Source organism: Turicibacter sp. St.80E1 (assembly GCF_059728495.1).
On sequence record NZ_AP039386.1, the window covers coordinates 1 to 19,800 of the forward strand.

Sequence of the window (19,800 nt, forward strand, 5' to 3'; positions counted from 1 at the left end):
TGTTAATAAGTTTTTATTTTTTTTTATAGTTTGTGGACTTCTTTAACATTTTGTTATGCTATAATGTTGATAGAAGAGACTCTAAGATGAGGTGTACACGGTGGAAAAATATCAACGAATATGGGATGATGCTATTGATCGTTTAAAGTCAAATATTTCACAACAATCTTTTGATATGTTCTTTAGCACGCCTAAGAAGGTTTATAAAATAAAAAATAACAAAATGTACGTTATTGTTCAAAACAATCACGAACAATTTATGCTAGATAAATTTTATTTAAAAGAAGTTGTAGAGATGATAGCAGAGGTATCTGGTTTAAATTATGATGTTAAATTTATTACTGCCGATTATGTGAAAAATGATCAACAGGCATTTGATTTAACGAAGCCAGATCCTAATTTGCCAAAATATTATCGAGGTAATTTAAATACAACATACACTTTTGATCGTTTTGTTGCTGGAAAAAGCAATCGACTCGCGTACATGATTGCTCTTCAAGTGGCTGAACGACCAGGGGAAGTTGCGAATCCTTTATATATATTTGGTGGTGTTGGACTAGGAAAAACCCATTTAATGCAAGCGATAGGAAATTTCATTTTAGATGATAATCCTTCGTCGAGAATTTTATACTGTACCTCTGAAAAGTTTATTGACGATTACCGTCATGCAACATTAGATAATAATTTTGAATCTTTTAAAGAAAAATATCGAAATATCGATGTTCTTTTAATAGACGACATACAGTTTTTGTCCAAAAAAGAACAAACTCAAACAGAATTCTTCAATACATTTAATGAATTGTATAATAGTAATAAGCAAATTGTTATTACATCGGATCGTCCGGCATCAGATTTGAAGGATATTATGGATCGTTTAACTTCGAGGTTTGAGTGGGGATTACAAGCAGATATTCAAATTCCGGATACCCAAACACGTATAGAAATTATGAAAAAAAAATTGGCCGGGGAGAATATTAATTTAGAGGAATTTCCTGAAGAGGTGTTAGAGTTTATCGCAAGTAAATTTAACAGTAATGTGCGTACATTAGAAGGAGCTTTAAAAAGATTAATTTTTTATGCGACAATTAATAACTCAGATTTCACTATTGAATTAGCTAATGAAGCATTAAGAGATTTATTTAGGGCTGAGCAAAAAAAATCAAAAGTTGATGTAAATAACATTATTAAAGAGGTTGGGGCTTATTACGACGTATCTGTTGCGGATATTTTATCTAAAAAACGTAAAAAAAATATTGCTTATGCAAGACAAGTGGCCATGTTTTTAACTCGGGAATTAACGGGTAGTTCATTTCCTAAAATTGGTGAAGCATTTAGCGGGCGGGATCATACAACGATTATGCATGGATGCGAAAAAATAGAAAAAGAGTTAAAGGATAATACGGATTTAAAGAAGGCTGTTAGTGACTTAAAACAAACATTATCATAAGTTATACACATGGGTTTGAAGATGAAGGGCTAATTTATCAACATAATATCAACATATTACACACAGGGTGCCGATACTGTTATTATTTGGTTTGATAGCCTTATCCCCTATATCCACAAATTTTATTACTAAAAAGATTATTAAACAGCAATAATATATAACTATATAGGAGTGATTCAGATGAAAATTAAGATTGATCGTCATTTATTGTTAACCCAACTGTCTTATATTAGTAAGGCGATTCCATCAAAAACGCCTCTTCCTGCATTGATGGGAATCAAATTTGTTGTTTCTGAAGAAGGATTATATCTAACTACGAGTGATTCAGATATTACAATTAATACGTTTTTACCGTTAGAGGTTAATGATACACAAGTAATACAGATTGACTCGATTGGATCAATTATTATCCCAGGAAAATATTTTATTGAAATTATAAAGAAATTAAATGGGGATATCATAGAAATTAGCACCTTTGAGGGACATTATGTCATTATTAAATGTGGACGTAGTGAGTATACCTTAAATGGATTAGATGTTTCGGAATATCCGAACATTGAACTGATTAAACATGATAACCCGATTCATTTAGAAAAACAATTGTTAAAAACGATTATAAGACAGACAGTTTTTTCAACTGCACATATTGAAAACAGGCCGGTTTTAACTGGGGTGAACTTCAGGTATGATGCTGATGAACTGATGTGTATTGCAACAGATAGTTACCGCTTATCAAAAAAAGTAATTCCACTAAATAAGCTGCATGAACCTTTTAATATTGTTATTCCAGGACGTAGTTTAATTGAATTATCAAAAATTTTAGATGATTCGCATGATGCAATTGACGTATACTTAGCACATAACCAGGTACTTTTCCAGATTGGAAATATTTCTTTTCAATCAAGATTGCTAGATGGAGAATATCCAGAAACTAAAGATTTTGTTCCTACAACATTTGGGATTGAGATTAAGGCTAATTATCATGAATTATATGAGGCTTTTGACCGTGCTGCCTTGATTGCCCGTGATCAAGAATCGAAGGTTGTCAAATTAAATATTTTACCTAATGAAAATAAAATGCTAATTACAGCTAACTATCCGGCAATTGGAAAGGTTGAGGAAGAGGTCCAAGTGGAAATGATTTCAGGAGGAGAATTAAGAATTGCTTGTAGTGCTTTATTCATCTTGGATGCTCTTAAAGCAATCAATAAATCAAGCGTAATTATGAGTTTTAACGGAGATATGTATCCATTTATTCTTCGAGATCAGTACGATGAGACGACAATTCAACTTATTGTTCCAATTCGAACAGAATAAAAAAAGAGCCAATTGGCTCTTTTTTTTATAAAAATAATGAATAATAAAAATAAAAATCATCAATAATAAAACGAATTGATAAAAACAAGCTTGTAGGGGAAGTTATTGTTACGGGTAAATCTGCCGTTAGTAAAAATATATCGTTTGGGTTTACGTAACAATCGTATTGTAAAATAAAGTTGGTGATTTAATAAACGGAGAAATAATAACTTATCCACATTTTTGATTTGTGGATAAATGAGGGGGTTAGCTTTATAATTACATAAAATTGATGATTATCGTTGTTGTGAGATCAAAAAAATTAAAATAATTGAATGCACCATGAAATATAATCAGTTCATAAATAAGTATAAGTATCTTTCATTTCTTCCGTCTTCATCTAATTTTAAAAAAGATTAATTTCATTTATACCTCCCTCGAAAAGAGGCAACAGTCTTGTTTGGATTTAAAAAGGATCGATTTTGGATGATATTTATATGAATGTTAAATAGAAGTTTGAGTGGTTTTTCTAGGTAAATATGCGGTGTGAGTTATGTACTATATTGAGAGGATTATGGACAATCTTCATAAAATATGAGTAATCACTCTTTTTATCTCATATAAAAAATGTTTAATTAATAAAAAATGTCGTTTTATTAAGGGGGATGTTTTTGATATAAAATATAGATATTTATATTATGCAGGGGTGAACGTAAAAAAACAATTATTTTATACTGAAATTCATTAAACTCAATTCTTAAGTAATTTATTTTTTTGAAATAAAATGTTGTATTTCGTTGAAAAAAAGGGATAAAAAGCCGCCTATGTAGGGGATATATTCTTTTTTCTTGTTTATTGTCGACATTTAGAGGTAAAATGAAATAGTTACGTTGAATGAAAAAATATCTTTGTATAAGGAGTTGAAGTTGATGATATATGATGTAATCGTTGTCGGTGGAGGACATGCTGGTATTGAAGCAGCATTGGCACCATCGCGGATGGGGTGTAAAACCTTGATGATAACAGGAGATATTAGTCGCATTGGTCATATGCCTTGTAACCCAGCTATTGGGGGACCGGCAAAAGGAATTGTTGTTCGCGAAATCGATGCCCTGGGCGGTGAAATGGGGGTTAATACGGATAAAACACATATTCAGATGAGAATGTTGAATACAGGCAAGGGTCCGGCCGTTCGCGCACTAAGGGCACAGGCAGACAAAGTGGATTATCCACGCGAAATGCAAAAGACGGTTTTATCCCAAGAAAATTTAGATGTAATAGAAGAAATTGTGGATAACTTACTTGTCGAAAGTGGAGAGGTAAAAGGGGTTCAGTTAGAGAGTGGAGAAAAGATTTTATCAAAAGCTGTCATTCTTACTACCGGTACATATATGCATTCTAAAGTAATGATTAGTGACGAAATCACTTTAAGTGGTCCAGACGGAGCAAAAACCTCGTTAGGTTTATCAAATAATTTAAAGGAATTAGGTTTTGAGTTATTTCGTTTAAAAACAGGAACCCCTCCACGTGTAGCAGCGGATAGTGTTGATTTCTCGAAAACTGAAATTCAACCTGGTGATAACGTCATTCGATCGTTTAGTTTCGACACCGTTGACCACCTACCGTTAGAAAATCAAGTTCCATGCTATTTAACCTATACTGGAGAGGATACACACCACATTATAATGGAAAATCTAGAACGCTCATCGATGTATTCAGGTGCCGTTGAAGGGGTTGGTCCTCGTTATTGTCCTTCAATTGAAGATAAAATAGTTCGTTTTAATGATAAACCAAGACATCAGATTTTTTTAGAGCCTGAAAGTAAACATATTCCTGAAATCTATGTTCAGGGATTTTCAAGTAGCTTACCACGTGATATTCAAGAAAAAATGATTAGAACAATACCAGGACTTGAAAATTGTCGAATTGTTAAATATGCCTATGCGATTGAGTATGATGCCATCAAACCTACGCAATTATGGCCATCTCTAGAAACGAAATTAGTAAAAAATTTGTATACTGCAGGGCAGATTAATGGAACAAGTGGTTATGAAGAGGCGGCCGGTCAGGGAATTATGGCAGGAATTAATGCCGCATTACGAATTCAAGGGAAAGACCCGTTAATCTTGAAAAGAAGTGAGGCGTATATTGGGGTTTTAATAGATGATTTAGTTACAAAAGGGACATTAGAACCTTATCGTTTATTAACTTCTCGCGCGGAGTATCGCTTGTTATTACGTCATGATAATGCAGATATGAGGTTAAGAGAGTATGGTTACCAGGTTGGATTGGTAAGTGAAGAAAAGTATAAAAAATTCTTAAATAAGAAAGAAGCTATCGCATTAGAAAAAGAACGTTTATCGATGATTAAAATTACTCCGAAGGGAAATACTAATGAGTATTTATTAAGTATTCCTTCTTCTCCACTGAAAGATGGGATTACAGCAATTGATTTATTAAAGCGCCCTGAAATAACTTACACACATATCCACAACCTTATCGATGAAAAAAATGTGGATATTTCTAAAGAAGTTATTGAGCAAGTTGAAATTCAGGTTAAGTATGAAGGATATATTAATAAGGCTCTTCAACAGGTAGAAAAATTGCGTAAGGTTGAAGAAAAGAAAATCCCCATTTCAATTGACTACGATGATGTTCCAAATCTTGCTATAGAAGCGAAACAAAAACTTAAAGATGTACGTCCATTAACAATTGGACAGGCTAGCCGTATTTCGGGAGTAAATCCAGCGGATATTTCAATTTTAATGGTTTATATTGAATCTGGAAGATTTAATAAGTAAAAATATAAATTGAGAGTTAAGGGAAAGGATCTCTTAACTCTTTTGGGCTAAGGAGAGGTTTTTTATGACACCAGAACAATTTTACAGTAGACTAAAAGAGTTTGGTATTGATTTAAGCGAAGAACAAAAATGGCAGTTGCACCGATATTATGAATTATTAGTAGAGTGGAACGAAAAAATGAATTTAACAGGAATTACTGAAGTTAATGAAGTTTATTTAAAGCATTTTTATGATTCCTTAATTGGCTTCTTGATGTTTGAGGAGATTGGAAATTGTAGAACACTATGTGATGTCGGATCTGGGGCTGGATTTCCAGCATTGCCTGTAAAAATTGTATTCCCACATTTAAAAATGGATTTGGTCGATTCGCTAGGAAAAAGAGTTAACTTTTTAAATCATGTTATCAACGAGACCAAGTTAAAAGACATTCAGGCGTATCATTCTAGGGCGGAAGAATATGCAGGTCGTCATAGGGAGTCCTTTGATATTGTAACTGCCCGTGCGGTTGCGCGATTAAACATTCTTTCCGAGTTGTGTGTTCCATTGGTTAAAGAAGAGGGATATTTTATTGCCTTAAAGGGACAAACAGGTGAAGATGAGTTAATAGAGTCAAAGCGGGCACTCGAAACTTTAGGTGTACAGATTATTGATGTTAAACAAATAGAATTACCCGAGGAAGCGGGATCACGCACTAATATTTATACAAAAAAACACAAAAAAACACCTAATAAGTATCCTAGGGCTTATGGTCAAATTAAAAATAAACCATTAAAATAGGCTTAAATGTCATGGGCCAGGGTAAAGCTATAGAAATCCTAGAAAAAAGCAGAAAAATAAGCTATAATTTAAATATTAAGAGTGATTTTTAACTGTTATTATAAGGGGGGATTCAGGGTGTTTAATATATTTTTAAGGGATGATTCTCGTAACCAACCAAAGGATGAAGTTATTCAATTACCTATTGCGAAAATTATTCCAAATAAATATCAACCACGAAATATCTTTAATGATGAAAAGATTTCTGAGTTATCGGAATCGATTAAAGAACACGGAGTAATTCAACCTATAGTTGTTCGTCAATTTGAAGGCGGTTATGAAATTATTGCTGGGGAAAGACGTTATCGTGCCTCAAAGCTAATAGGTTTGGAAAAAGTTCCAGCTATTATAAGGGATTATGATGATCGCCAATCAGCATCAATTGCAATCGTTGAAAATATTCAACGTGAGGATTTAACGGCTATTGAGGAGGCTATGGCATATAAACAATTGATTGAGTTACATGGTATTACGCAGGCCACTCTAGCGAAACAGATGGGGAAATCTCAGTCGACTGTTGCGAATAAAATTCGCTTATTAAACTTAGGTGAAGCGGTGCAACAGGCAGTTTTGGAGCGTAATATTACAGAACGACACGCACGTGCGCTATTGACAGTAAAGGATTTTCAATTGCAAGAGCAATTATTGCAAAAAATTATAGAGAAGGATTTAAATGTCTCGGAAACAGAACGCTTAATAGACGAGACATTAAATCCAAAGGAAAAACCAGTGAAAGCCAAGACTATTTCTCGTATGCCAAGAGACTGTCGAATTGCTATGAATACCTTTAAACAGGCTATTATGATGGTTGAAAAAACTGGGATGAGGGTAAATCACGAAACTGAGGAATTAGACGATTCCTATGTTATTAAAATTTCTTTACCTAAGCGTAAGCAGTAAAGGGGTCTGTGGTCATAGGCCCCTTTTTTTTGTTATTAAATAACAGTGAACGAGGGTTCTATTGGGCAGGTGTGGATAAAATCTTTTTGTTATCCACAGGAACTTTCTTTTAATACTATAACCAGCAATAATTAGATGATATTTTAAGGCGGGAAAAACCAATTTTTTTCATAAAAATAGCATGTTTGGAAATAATATTTATTGGGTATAATGTGTACCTTTATAAAACCCAAAATTTACTGATTAAGTTCCAAATTTATTTCTCATAACTTATCATTTCGTGGTAAAATATTAGCAAGTATGACTTTAGGAGGGTTAATATGGGGAAAATTATCGCTATAACGAACCAAAAAGGTGGAGTTGGTAAGACGACATCTAGTATTAACTTATCAGCATCCTTGGCTTACTTGGGTCATAAAGTATTACTTGTTGATATGGATCCCCAAGCTAACGCCTCTACAGGTATTGGTGTTTATAAAGGAGACGCTGAGTTAACGGTTTTTGATTTACTGGTGGACGAGACACCAACGAGTCAAGTAATTTTAAAAACGAATGAGGAAAATTTATTTTTAATCCCCTCGTCTCAAGAATTAGCAGGATTTGAATCTATGATTGTTATGGAAAAAGACCGTGAATTTAAGTTATTACCTAAATTAGATCAGGTAAAGGATTATTTCGACTATATCATTATCGATTGTCCACCATCATTAGGTCTTTTAACAATCAATGCATTATCAGCAGCGGATTCCACATTAATCCCTGTTCAATGTGAGTATTATGCGTTAGAGGGATTAACACAATTATTAAATACAATTCGTATTGTTCAACGCCGCCTGAATCGAAATTTATCGATTGAAGGTGTACTTCTTACTATGCTTGATCGTAGAACACGATTAGGACTAGATGTGATTAATGAGGTTAAGCTATATTTTAAAGAAAAGGTATTTAATACAATTATTCCACGTTTAGTTAGATTGAGTGAGGCGCCATCCTTTGGTAAGTCTATTATTGCGTATGATCAGAAATCAACAGCAGCTCAATTTTATCTAGATTTAGCTAAAGAGGTGGTGAAAAATAATGTCAGCGAATAGATTGGGTAGAGGATTAGGTGCACTATTTCAAGAACATGACATTGAAAGCCTAGAGTCTTTTGAACAGGTAAAAGAGGGAGAGGTTATTCATCAATTAGAAGTCGGTGATTTAAGACCTAATCCATATCAACCACGTAAATATTTTGATGAAACAAAAATTAAAGAATTAGCCATGTCAATTAAAGAACATGGTGTTTTTCAGCCAATTATTGTGAAAAAAGACATAAAAGGTTATATAATTATCGCTGGAGAAAGACGTTTTCGAGCGGCCATACAGGCAGGATTAAAGACTATTCCGGCTATTATCCGTGAATTTAATGATCATTTGATGATGGAATATGCATTAATTGAAAATTTACAACGCGAGGATTTAACAGCTATTGAAGAGGCAGAGGCGTATCGTTTACTAATCCAAAAGTTAGACCTAACACAGGAACGATTGGGAGAACGTTTAGGGAAAAGCCGTGCTTATATTGCCAATACGATGCGCTTATTACAATTACCACAATCGGTACAGGAAGAAATCGAAAATGGTGTAATTTCGGTGGGACACGGTAAAGTTTTAGCGGGATTAAAGGATGAACAGTTAGTCTTAAAGCTCGTAAATATTATTAAAGAAAAACAAATTTCGGTTCGTGAACTAGAGGATTTAATAAAAGAAATTGGAATTACACATCCGGCAGAAGAGAAGAAAATAAAAAAAATAGTAAATCCGCACCTAGAATATGTCGAATCTAATTTAAAATCTTATTTTGGAACAAAGGTTAAACTTAAAGAAAAAAATGGTAAAGGCCAAATTATTATTGATTATATGACAATGGATGATTTAAATAGATTACTGGAGATGATGGGATTAGAGTAAATGAGGAGGAAGTTAATTGAATTTTTTGTTTTTTAGTCCAGATATAATAAAAGTAAATCCGTTTTTTGCTATTTCTCTAGCACTTGCTGATAGAATTCAGAATTTTTTTGCGAAGGAACAATTAAACGAGTTACTAATTAACGTGGGATTCAAAATTATTAGTGTAATTTTAGTTTGTGTAATCATGTCAGTTATAAGAAGGCTTGGAAAGAACATGTTGAAAAAAGCCTTTGCTGTAAATGTTGAACGTATTCAGAAGGTTACTGGGGGAACAGAGAGACGAAAAGAAACATTTGAAAGCCTGTCTTTAAATATTTGGCGATATACTGTTAATATTGTTTTGATTCTATGGTTAGTATCTATTTTTATTCCACTTCAAAATTTATTAATTGCGTCCAGTGCCTTCTTTGTTGTAATTGGATTTGCCGCAAAGAGTATGTTAGATGATATTACGATGGGATTTTTTATCATTTTTGAAGACCTATTTTCAGTAGGAGACTTTGTAGAAATTGACGGGAATACAGGAACAGTAACAGAAATTGGATTAAGATCTGTAAAGATTCGTGTCTTAACCGGGGAAATTGTGATTATTCCTAATGGAAATATAGGTAAGGTGATTAATCACTCGGTTTCAAATGGACAAGCCGTGTTGGATATTAGCATTGCATACGAGGCCGATATTGATCAAGCAATTTTAGTATTAGAGGGTGTAGCACAAGACGCTTTTGATAAATATGAGACTATTTTACAGTTGCCACAAATTTTAGGTGTACAAGAATTAGCTGATTCAGCAATTGTTATTCGAATGATAGCAGAGGTTTCACCATTACAACAATGGCATATTCAACGTGAGTTACGTCGATTAATAAAAAAATCTTTTGACCAGCATAATATTGAGATTCCATATTCTAAAATGGTAATTTATCAGAAGAATGAAGGAGGGGCACAGTAGTGAATAATGCATCATTTGGTTTGAATGATATTGTTGAAATGAAAAAACAGCACCCCTGTGGAACTAATCGTTGGCAAGTTATTCGTTTAGGGGCTGATATTAAAATCAAGTGTTGTCACTGTGAGAGAGTTTTAATGATGCCAAGGCCAGATTTTAAAAAGAAATTAAAAAAAGTTTTAGAGTCTTCACAAATTAGTGAGGACTAATGTGGGGATTTAGGACGCCATTGAGCGACTAAATCCTCTTTTTATTTAGAGTATGCATTTTAGTGTCATAAAACTTTCGTTTTAAAATATAGTTGTGGACATCTCTGGGAGGGGGAATCAAGGAAATTCTTTAGTAATAAACATACTTTTTAGAAACGTTAGAGATGAGGATAAAAATCCCCTTTTTTTATATAGGGAAAAGTGGAGAAAAGGCGTTAAAATCAGTGGATTTGAGAGTTTTTTTAGGACGGTTTATCGTGTTAAAAAGTTACCAATTATGCTATAATATATATAGAAAGAAAAAGGTGATTAGTATGCAAACTGAAGTTTTTATTACAAGTGAATATATTACACTAGGTCAGTTTTTAAAGTATGAGAATTTAATTGAAAGCGGCGGAAGTGTAAAATTCTTTTTAGAAGAAATCCCGGTTTTTATAAACGGTGAACAAGATAATCGTCGTGGTCGAAAGCTATATCCGGGTGATATTGTATCCATTGAAGAGTTTGGTGAGTTTATTATTTTAATCCAGAAATAGAGGGTTAGATTAATGTTTATTAATCGATTATCATTAAAGCAGTTTAGAAATTATCAACAGGCTACTGTCGAGTTTAAAAAAAATATTAATATTATTATTGGAAATAACGCACAGGGGAAAACAAGTTTGATTGAGTCAATTTACGTTTTATCGACGACTAAATCACACCGGACGAGTAAGGATTCTCAACTCATTTTATTTAATGAGGATTTTGCTCGTATTGAGGCTGATATTACCCGTGAACGTGATAGGTTGCAATTATCCTTAGTTATTTCTAAAAAGGGGAAAAAGGCGAGTTATAACGGAGTTGACCAGAAGAAGTTAAGTGATTATGTAGGTAAGTTGATCGTTGTAATGTTCGCCCCAGAAGATCTATCCTTGGTTAAGGGTGGTCCCCAGTATCGTCGTCGATTTATGGATATGGAGATTGGGCAGTTATCACCATCATATCTATTTCATTTAGGCCAATATTCGAAGTTATTAAAGCAAAGAAACGAGTTATTAAAGCAATTACGATTGAATCGTACGGATGATTTGCTTTTAGATGTTATTACTGAACAATTAGTTCCACATGCTATTTATGTGCTAAATAGCCGCATTGATTTTTTAAATAAACTAGAGTTGTTTTCAAAGGAAATTCACGGAGAAATCTCTAACCAGTTAGAGGATATTAGTTTAAACTATATAAATTCATTTAAGAACTTGGAGTTAAGCGAAGAAGTATTGCTAAAAAAATATAAAGAGTTGTATGATCAGGATATTCAATTAGGATCAACTAGTTTAGGTCCCCATCGTGATGATTTCGGTGTTTCAATTAATGGGGTAAATACTCATCAATTTGGATCACAGGGTCAGCAAAGAACAGCATCATTATCGATGAAATTGGCCGAGATTGAGTTGATTTATTCTGTTTTAAATGAGTATCCTATTTTATTATTGGATGATGTTTTAAGTGAGTTAGATGATGTTCGTCAAACTCAATTACTAAATACGATAAAAAATAAGGTACAAACCTTTATTACGACAACAAATATTGACGGAATTGATAAATTTATGATTGAATTAGCTGATATTTTTACGATTAATAATGCAAAGATTAGGATAGGTGATATGAATGACGCAGGAAATGACGAACACACAACAGTATGATGCAAGTAATATTCAAGTCCTAGAAGGTTTAGAGGCGGTTCGTAAAAGACCAGGAATGTATATTGGTTCAACGAGTGGCCGTGGATTACACCATTTAGTTTGGGAAATTGTAGATAACTCGATTGACGAGGCCTTAGCGGGTTATTGTACAGAAATCAATGTCGTTATTACGGAAAATAACGAGATAATTGTAAAAGATAATGGTCGGGGAATTCCAGTAGATATTCATAAGCAAACAGGGAAATCGACTGTTGAAACGGTTTATACGGTACTTCATGCTGGAGGAAAATTTGGCGGTGGAGGATATAAGGTTTCTGGGGGATTACATGGTGTAGGGGCCTCAGTTGTTAATGCCTTATCTGAACATCTAGAGGTAACGGTAAACCGTAACGGTAAAAAATATTTTCAACAATTTGAAAAGGGGACACCAATTGATGAGTTGCATGTTATCGGTGAATCTGATTCAACGGGGACAGAGGTTAAATTTAAGCCGGATCCGACTATTTTTACAGAAACAACAGTTTATGACTATGATATCTTGCGCAATCGTATTCGTGAGTTAGCATTTTTAAATAAAGGATTAAAGATTACACTAGAGGACTTAAGGTCTGATAAACCACAACGTCATGAATTTCACTATGAAGGCGGTATTAGTGAATATGTTCGCTTCTTAAATAAAAATAAAGAAGTAATTCACGACGAGGTCATTCATGTTGAAGGTGAGCGCGATGGAATTAGCGTTGAAATTGCAATGCAGTATAATACGGGTGTTGCGGGAAATATTTATTCATTTGCGAATAATATTAATACACATGAGGGAGGGACTCATGAAGCTGGTTTCCGTGCGGCATTAACACGTATTATCAATAGTTATGCTAAAAAATTGAATTTGTTAAAGAGCGATGATGCCCTTATCGGTGAGGATATTCGGGAAGGATTAACGGCAATTATTTCAGCGAAGCACCCAGATCCTCAGTTTGAGGGACAGACTAAAACAAAACTGGGGAATAGCGAAGTTCGTCGTATTGCGGATAATATTTTTTCAGAAGGTTTTGAACGATTTTTAATGGAGAATCCGCAAGCGGCAAGGATTATTATTGATAAGGCATTGATGGCGGCGCGTGCAAGAATGGCGGCGAAGCGTGCCCGTGAAATGGTTCGTCGTAAATCGCCATTAGAATCTCTTGGATTTAAGAGTAAGCTAGCCGATTGTCAATCGCGCGATGCCCAAATTTCTGAGTTATTTATAGTCGAGGGAGATTCAGCGGGTGGATCGGCAAAACAGGGACGAGATAATAAGTTTCAGGCCATTTTGCCACTACGAGGAAAGGTATTAAACGTTGAAAAAGCCAGAATCGACAAAGTTTATGCAAATAATGAGATTAAGAGTATGATCCATGCCATCGGAACTGGAGTAGGGGATGAATTTGATATTGAAAAGGCCCGTTATCATAAGGTAGTTATTATGACCGATGCCGATGTTGATGGAGCACATATTCGAACACTATTATTAACGTTCTTTTATAGATATATGAGACCTTTAGTTGAAAAAGGGTATGTATATATTGCTCAACCACCACTTTATAAGGTTACACAAGGGAAAAGAATTGAGTATGTATATTCACCTGAGGAGCTTGATGCGGTTATGGAAACATTGTCACCAACGCCACGTCCAAATGTCCAACGTTATAAAGGTCTTGGAGAGATGAATGCTGAACAGTTATGGGAGACGACGATGGATCCAGAGGTGCGTACATTATTACAGGTTACTCTTGAAGATGCTGTTGAAGCAGATGAAATTTTTGATATTTTAATGGGTGATCGTGTTGAACCTCGTCGAGAATTTATCGATGCTAATGCAAAATATGTGACAAATTTAGATTTCTAATTCAAAGCAATAGATAGTATCAGGAGGAACGAAAATGTCTGGATATGACCAAGTAAAACCGCATAATATTGCTAAAGAAATGAGAACCTCTTTTATTGATTATGCGATGAGTGTTATCGTATCACGTGCTCTACCAGATGTTCGTGATGGATTGAAACCTGTTCATCGTCGAATTTTATATTCGATGAATGACTTAGGAATGCACAGTGATAAACCATATAAAAAGTCTGCCCGTATTGTTGGGGATGTTATCGCTAAGTACCATCCTCACGGCGATTCATCTGTTTATGATGCGATGGTACGTATGGCACAAGATTTTAGTTATCGTTATCCTTTAGTTGATGGGCATGGTAACTTTGGTTCGATTGATGGCGATGGAGCGGCCGCAATGCGTTATACTGAAGCGAGAATGTCGAAATTAGCAATGGAAATGATGCGGGATATTAATAAAAATACGATTGATTTCCAACCTAACTTTGATGGTGAGGAACAAGAACCTGTTGTGTTACCGGCAAGGTTTCCAAGTCTACTAGTTAATGGGACAACCGGGATAGCAGTCGGTATGGCCACGAATATTCCACCTCATAACCTATCGGAAGTTATTGATGGTTGTTTAGCTTATATGGACAATCCTGAAATTGATATTTTGGGTTTGATGCAGTTTATTAAGGGGCCTGATTTACCTACAGGTGCGCTAATTTTAGGTACGAAAGGAATTCGTTCAGCTTACGAAACAGGAAATGGATCAATTATGATTCGTTCTCAATGTGAAATCGTTGAAGGTCATGGTGGCAAATATTCTATTTTAGTAACTGAAATTCCTTATCAGGTTAATCGTGAACGTTTAATTGAGAAAATTGCTGAGTTAGTTAAGGAAAAGCGTTTAGATGGGATTACGGATTTACGAAATGAATCGAATCGTGAAGGAACACGTATTGTTATTGAATTGCGTAAAGATGTTAATCCACAGGTGATGTTAAACAATTTATTTAAGTTAACTCAATTACAGGTTTCCTACGGTATTAATATGTTAGCTTTAGTCGATGGGCAGCCTAAAGTATTGAACCTAAAAGAGATTATTTCAGAATATATTAAACATCAGGTAGAAGTTATTGTTCGTCGTACAAAATTCGACTTGGATAAGGCCGAAGATCGTGCTCATATTTTAGAAGGATTACGTATTGCTTTGGATCATATTGATCGAATTATTGCAATCATTCGTGGTTCTTCTAATGATGAAGAAGCGTTAAATTCATTAATGTCAGAATTCTCTTTATCGGAACGTCAAGGGAAAGCTATTTTAGAGATGCGCCTTCGCCGTTTAACAGGATTAGAACGAGGTAAAATAGAAGATGAATATCAAAATTTAGTCGTTTTAATTGCTGATTTAAAAGATATTTTGGCGAATGAATCACGTGTTCATGCAATCATTCGTGAAGAATTACTTGAAGTTAAGCAAAAACATGGTGATGAGCGTCGCACTCAGATTGTTCGGGGTTCTGATTTTGATATTGAAGATGAAGATCTAATTCCAGAGGAACAAGTTATTATCACCTTGACTAATAATGGATATATTAAACGTCAACCGATATCAACGTATCGATCTCAAAATCGTGGAGGTCGAGGGGTCCAAGGAATGGGGACGCATGATGATGATTATGTAAAAGAATTATTATCAACATCTACCCACGATCATTTACTGTTCTTTACAAGTAAGGGAAAAGTTTATCAGAAAAAGGCATATACGATTCCGGAATACGGGCGTACGGCTAAGGGATTACCTATTGTAAATATTATTGAAATCGCGCAGGATGAATACATTAGTGCAATTATCCCAGTTAAAGAATTTAATGATGATGAATTTTTATTCTTTGCTACACGATTTGGTGTCGTAAAACGTACTACTTTATCGGCCTTTGGACATATCCGAACGAATGGTCTTATTGCCCTATCGTTAAGGGAAGACGATGAACTTATCGGGGTAAGAAAAACATCTGGACAAGATGATATTATTATTGCTTCTAGTGGTGGAAAAGCTGTTTGGTTTGATGAGACTGAGGTTCGTCCAATGGGACGTACAGCAGCTGGTGTTCGAGGTATTTTCTTAGAGGAAGATGAAGTTGCAATTGGAATGGAAATGGTCACAACGGACCAAGAAATTCTTGTAGTAACAGAGAACGGATTTGGTAAACGAACTTCAATTAAAGAATATCGCAAAACAAAACGTGGTGGAAAAGGTGTTAAAACGTTAACTATCACGGATAAAAACGGAACATTAGTGGCCATGAAGGCTGTAAATGGGGATGAGGATCTAATAATTGTAACAAATAAAGGGGTTATTATCCGAACACCAATTCAACAAATTTCACAAACTGGCCGTGCAACACAAGGGGTAAAATTAATTCGACTAACTGATGAACAATTAGTGTCTAGTGTTGCAATTGTTGAACATGAGGAGTCTGACGAGTCACAACTAGTTAGTGAAGAAGTCCAAAAGGTTGCTGAAGGAGCAGAGTTAGACAATAAACCAGAGTCAGAATAGTAAAAAAGAAATAATTTGTGTTAAAGAGGTATATAATATAATACAATTAATATACTAATATTGACAAAAAAAGGTCTTAGTGCTATAGTACAATTAAATAAAAAAGCATTGATTAGGATTAGTACTTTTTACTTTTATTGCCTAGAGAGTCAGTGGTCGGTGGAAACTGAAGAGTAAGTAATAAGGAATCAACCTAGGAGTGGAATGAAGAAATTTAGTATTCATTCACGGTTTAACCGTTATCTTTACAAGTGGTTTTATCAAATGATTTGTTATGAATCTGTTGATAAGCAACTAGGGTGGCAACGCGGGTTAAGTCTCGTCCCTAAGTCAGGGGACGGGACTTTTTTGCGTTTGAACTAACTAATCAAATGAGCTTATAGGAGGAATATCGATGTTAGATTTAAAACGAGTAAGAGAAGATTTACAAGGCACGATTGAGCGTTTAGGGACACGCGGTGGTGATTTCAGTTATTTAAATAAAATCACTGAATTAGACGAGCAACGTAAAAATATTATTTTAGAGGTTGAACAATTAAAATCAAATCGTAATGAGGTATCAAAATTAATTGGTCAATATAAACGTGAAAAAAAGGATGCGTCTGAATTACTTGCACAAATGAATGGTGTTGGTGAAAAAGTTAAAGAATTAGATGAAAAATTACGTCAAATTGATGAAGAAATTAAAAATTTATTATTAATTACCCCAAATGTTCCATGTGGAACAATTGCTATTGGGAAAGATGAAAATGATAACGTAGAAATTCGTAAATATGGAGAGCCAACTCATTTTGATTTCGAACCAAAAGCTCACTGGGATTTAGTTACTGAGTTAGATATTATTGATTTTGAACGTGCTGGGAAAATCACGGGAAGTCGTTTTGCGGTTTATAAAGGATTAGGAGCGCGTTTAGAGCGTGCCTTAATTAGTTTTATGTTAGATTTACATACGGGAGATCATGGATACACGGAAATTTTACCTCCGGTTATTGTGAACCGTGCGAGTATGACAGGGACGGGACAATTACCTAAATTTGAAGAAGATGCGTTTAAGCTAGTAGATTCAGATTATTTTCTTATCCCAACAGCAGAGGTTCCGGTTACAAATTTACACCGCGATGAGATTCTAAATGGTGAACAGTTACCGATTAAATATACAGCTTATAGTCCATGTTTCCGTGCTGAGGCTGGATCAGCGGGACGAGATACACGAGGAATTATTCGTCAGCATCAATTTAATAAGGTAGAATTAGTGAAGTTTGTTAAGCCAGAAGATTCATATCAAGAGTTAGAAAGTTTAACGGCTAATGCTGAGAAAGTATTACAATTATTAGGGTTACCTTATCGAGTAATTGAGTTATGTACAGGAGATATTGGATTCTCGGCAGCAAAAACATATGATATTGAGGTTTGGTTGCCATCTTATCATGCGTATAAAGAGATTTCTTCTTGTTCAAATTTTGAAGATTTCCAAGCACGTCGCGCTAACATCAAGTTCCGTCGCGATGCGAAGGCTAAACCTGAATTTGTTCATACATTAAATGGTTCAGGTTTAGCAATTGGTCGTACGGTTGCCGCTATTATTGAAAATTATCAGCAAGCAGATGGAAGCATCGTAATTCCGGAAGCTTTACGTCCATATATGCGTAATCTTGAGGTAATTAAATAGAGATTAAAGGAGGAGCGAAAGCTCCTTTTTTTGAGGAAAAGAATGTTTTTAGCGTAGGACTAGATTAAACGGAATAAAAATGTTAAAATGAATCATTAAGAAAAATGTGTTGAAATCGGGTGATAGAATGAAAATCTGTGTGTTGTCAAGCGGCAGTGTAGGAAACGCGACAATTATAGAAACCGACCAAACGGCAATTTTAATAGATAATGGTTTATCTTTAAAAAAGTTACAGGAATTAATTAAACAAAGTGGTTTTGATGAAAATAAAATAGAGCATATTTTGATTACTCATGAACATAGTGATCATATTAAAGGTGTTGGTGTTTGTACACGAAAATGGAAGTTAAACGTATGTGCAACACAGAAGACAATTGAGGAAATGTATCGAAAAAAAATTATTAAACCTGATGTAGAACAAACGATGGCCGTCGAAAAAGATCAGTGGATACAGCTAGGCGATTTATCTGTGATGCCCTTCCGAATTTCTCACGATGCGGTTGATCCTGTTGGATATATGATTCAACAGGAAGATAAGAGACTGGTTTATGTGACTGATACAGGATATATTACAGGAGATATTTTAAAAACCCTCGGTAATGCGGATGTTTATATTATGGAGACGAATCATAATGTGGAGATGCTTCAGATGTGTAATCGTCCATGGGCTTTAAAGCAACGTATTTTAGATGACTGCGGCCATTTATCAAATGAAGATTCGGCTTATGCGATGAGTCAGTTAATCGGGGATAAAACAAAACATATTTATTTAGCCCATTTGAGTCAAGAGGCGAATTTACCTGATTTGGCTATGATGACGGTCCGACATGTGTTACGAGAAGAAAATATTAATTTGGATTGTTTAAATTTGTATATGACATATCCGATGCAACCATCTAAGGTTATTCAATTATAATAGGAGGGGTTTTATGTATAGTTGTTTAGAACATATTGAAGAGGCAATGGATCGATATTTAGATGAGTATGGAAAGCTGCCTATTTTGGTGGAAGTGGAGCTTAGTCATAGTTGTGATTATTGCAAGCAGGAGGCTGTGTATAAAATTATAGAGGGTATGATGATTGAAGACGAAGAGGATTTCTAGGAGAGAGAACTTGCTTTTAAATAGTATTAGGAGCAAATTGGAGGCGTTATGTTATGAATATTACGATTATTTCTGTTGGTAAGATTAAGGAGAAATATATTAAGTTAGGAATTGATGAGTTTTCAAAGCGATTATCAAGATATTGTAAATTAACAATGGTTGAGGTTCCAGATGAGAAAACGCCAGATAACGCTTCTGTGCGAGAGATGGAATTGATTAAGGAGAAGGAAGGAAAACTCATTTTAAATAAGGTAAAAGATAATATGTATGTTATTGCTATGGATTTACAGGGGGAAATGAAAACATCAGAGCAATTTGCAACACAGTTAAGCCAGTTAGCATTAAGGGGAGATAGTAATGTAGCCTTTATTATCGGTGGGTCTTTGGGCCTATCTGACGAGGTGAAGAAGCGAGCAAATTATAAGTTATGCTTTTCAAAGATGACCTTTCCTCATCAACTCTTTAAATTGATTTTATTAGAACAGGTGTATCGGGCATATCGTATTAATCATAATGAGCCGTATCATAAGTAATCATTAAT

General features: G+C 34.6%; 17 protein-coding genes and 1 other annotated feature. All 17 genes read left to right on the plus strand.

Annotation, left to right across the window (positions count from 1 at the left end):
• The first annotated feature begins 100 nt into the window (after positions 1–100).
• Complete coding sequence (gene dnaA / locus AC6I0I_RS00005; protein WP_262953766.1) at positions 101–1,447, plus strand: chromosomal replication initiator protein DnaA; 1,347 nt, start codon at positions 101–103, stop codon at positions 1,445–1,447.
• 180 nt (positions 1,448–1,627) lie between these two features.
• Entirely contained in the window at positions 1,628–2,764 is a 1,137-nt protein-coding gene (dnaN, locus tag AC6I0I_RS00010) for a DNA polymerase III subunit beta (protein WP_161831430.1), read from the plus strand.
• Positions 2,765–3,672: 908 nt separating this feature from the next.
• Positions 3,673–5,544: a tRNA uridine-5-carboxymethylaminomethyl(34) synthesis enzyme MnmG gene (mnmG, locus tag AC6I0I_RS00015; RefSeq protein ID WP_161831432.1), complete on the plus strand. Its 1,872-nt coding sequence runs from the start codon at positions 3,673–3,675 to the stop codon at positions 5,542–5,544.
• 64 nt (positions 5,545–5,608) lie between these two features.
• Entirely contained in the window at positions 5,609–6,322 is a 714-nt protein-coding gene (gene rsmG / locus AC6I0I_RS00020) for a 16S rRNA (guanine(527)-N(7))-methyltransferase RsmG (RefSeq protein WP_161831434.1), read from the plus strand.
• Between the two features lie 117 nt (positions 6,323–6,439).
• Positions 6,440–7,261, plus strand: coding sequence for a nucleoid occlusion protein (gene noc / locus AC6I0I_RS00025; protein WP_161831436.1), 822 nt, complete (start codon positions 6,440–6,442; stop codon positions 7,259–7,261).
• Positions 7,262–7,581: 320 nt separating this feature from the next.
• Positions 7,582–8,352 carry a ParA family protein gene (locus AC6I0I_RS00030; RefSeq protein ID WP_161831438.1) on the plus strand — a complete coding sequence of 257 codons (771 nt, stop codon included), beginning with the start codon at positions 7,582–7,584 and terminating at the stop codon, positions 8,350–8,352.
• Positions 8,339–9,214, plus strand: a complete 876-nt coding sequence (locus AC6I0I_RS00035; protein ID WP_161831440.1) for a ParB/RepB/Spo0J family partition protein — start codon at positions 8,339–8,341, stop codon at positions 9,212–9,214. Before AC6I0I_RS00030 ends, AC6I0I_RS00035 begins: the two co-directional genes overlap by 14 nt.
• 16 nt (positions 9,215–9,230) lie before the next feature.
• Positions 9,231–10,166, plus strand: coding sequence for a mechanosensitive ion channel family protein (locus tag AC6I0I_RS00040; protein WP_237658889.1), 936 nt, complete (start codon positions 9,231–9,233; stop codon positions 10,164–10,166).
• Positions 10,166–10,372 carry a DUF951 domain-containing protein gene (locus tag AC6I0I_RS00045; protein ID WP_161831442.1) on the plus strand — a complete coding sequence of 69 codons (207 nt, stop codon included), beginning with the start codon at positions 10,166–10,168 and terminating at the stop codon, positions 10,370–10,372. Before AC6I0I_RS00040 ends, AC6I0I_RS00045 begins: the two co-directional genes overlap by 1 nt.
• Before the next feature lie 257 nt (positions 10,373–10,629).
• Positions 10,630–10,908, plus strand: a complete 279-nt coding sequence (gene yaaA, locus AC6I0I_RS00050) for a S4 domain-containing protein YaaA (protein WP_432766966.1) — start codon at positions 10,630–10,632, stop codon at positions 10,906–10,908.
• A gap of 12 nt (positions 10,909–10,920) precedes the next feature.
• On the plus strand, positions 10,921–12,057 hold the full coding sequence (gene recF / locus AC6I0I_RS00055; protein WP_161831444.1) for a DNA replication/repair protein RecF: 1,137 nt from the start codon (positions 10,921–10,923) through the stop codon (positions 12,055–12,057).
• A complete protein-coding gene (gene gyrB, locus AC6I0I_RS00060; protein ID WP_262953765.1) occupies positions 12,023–13,945 on the plus strand; it encodes a DNA topoisomerase (ATP-hydrolyzing) subunit B in 1,923 nt (640 codons plus the stop codon). The genes recF and gyrB overlap by 35 nt, the downstream gene beginning before the upstream one ends.
• A 34-nt stretch (positions 13,946–13,979) precedes the next feature.
• The gene (gene gyrA / locus AC6I0I_RS00065; RefSeq protein WP_161831448.1) at positions 13,980–16,487 is read left to right on the plus strand and encodes a DNA gyrase subunit A; all 2,508 of its coding nucleotides are present in this window, start codon (positions 13,980–13,982) and stop codon (positions 16,485–16,487) included.
• 99 nt (positions 16,488–16,586) lie between these two features.
• Positions 16,587–16,817 (plus strand) — a binding site (T-box leader).
• Positions 16,818–16,881: 64 nt separating this feature from the next.
• Entirely contained in the window at positions 16,882–18,156 is a 1,275-nt protein-coding gene (serS, locus tag AC6I0I_RS00070; protein ID WP_161831450.1) for a serine--tRNA ligase, read from the plus strand.
• Positions 18,157–18,283: 127 nt separating this feature from the next.
• The gene (locus AC6I0I_RS00075) at positions 18,284–19,072 is read left to right on the plus strand and encodes an MBL fold metallo-hydrolase (RefSeq protein ID WP_161831452.1); all 789 of its coding nucleotides are present in this window, start codon (positions 18,284–18,286) and stop codon (positions 19,070–19,072) included.
• Between the two features lie 13 nt (positions 19,073–19,085).
• The gene (locus AC6I0I_RS00080; protein ID WP_161831454.1) at positions 19,086–19,259 is read left to right on the plus strand and encodes a CxxH/CxxC protein; all 174 of its coding nucleotides are present in this window, start codon (positions 19,086–19,088) and stop codon (positions 19,257–19,259) included.
• 53 nt (positions 19,260–19,312) lie between these two features.
• Positions 19,313–19,792: a 23S rRNA (pseudouridine(1915)-N(3))-methyltransferase RlmH gene (gene rlmH / locus AC6I0I_RS00085; protein WP_161831456.1), complete on the plus strand. Its 480-nt coding sequence runs from the start codon at positions 19,313–19,315 to the stop codon at positions 19,790–19,792.
• The last annotated feature ends 8 nt before the right edge of the window (positions 19,793–19,800 follow it).

Coding starts and splice junctions, on each gene's coding strand:
- mnmG (WP_161831432.1), top strand. CDS start 3,673: ATGATATATGATGTAATCGTTGTCGGTGGAGGACATGCTGGTATTGAA.
- dnaN (WP_161831430.1), top strand. CDS start 1,628: ATGAAAATTAAGATTGATCGTCATTTATTGTTAACCCAACTGTCTTAT.
- gyrA (WP_161831448.1), top strand. CDS start 13,980: ATGTCTGGATATGACCAAGTAAAACCGCATAATATTGCTAAAGAAATG.
- AC6I0I_RS00030 (WP_161831438.1), top strand. CDS start 7,582: ATGGGGAAAATTATCGCTATAACGAACCAAAAAGGTGGAGTTGGTAAG.
- AC6I0I_RS00075 (WP_161831452.1), top strand. CDS start 18,284: ATGAAAATCTGTGTGTTGTCAAGCGGCAGTGTAGGAAACGCGACAATT.
- rlmH (WP_161831456.1), top strand. CDS start 19,313: ATGAATATTACGATTATTTCTGTTGGTAAGATTAAGGAGAAATATATT.
- rsmG (WP_161831434.1), top strand. CDS start 5,609: ATGACACCAGAACAATTTTACAGTAGACTAAAAGAGTTTGGTATTGAT.
- serS (WP_161831450.1), top strand. CDS start 16,882: ATGTTAGATTTAAAACGAGTAAGAGAAGATTTACAAGGCACGATTGAG.
- AC6I0I_RS00080 (WP_161831454.1), top strand. CDS start 19,086: ATGTATAGTTGTTTAGAACATATTGAAGAGGCAATGGATCGATATTTA.
- AC6I0I_RS00035 (WP_161831440.1), top strand. CDS start 8,339: ATGTCAGCGAATAGATTGGGTAGAGGATTAGGTGCACTATTTCAAGAA.
- gyrB (WP_262953765.1), top strand. CDS start 12,023: ATGACGCAGGAAATGACGAACACACAACAGTATGATGCAAGTAATATT.
- recF (WP_161831444.1), top strand. CDS start 10,921: ATGTTTATTAATCGATTATCATTAAAGCAGTTTAGAAATTATCAACAG.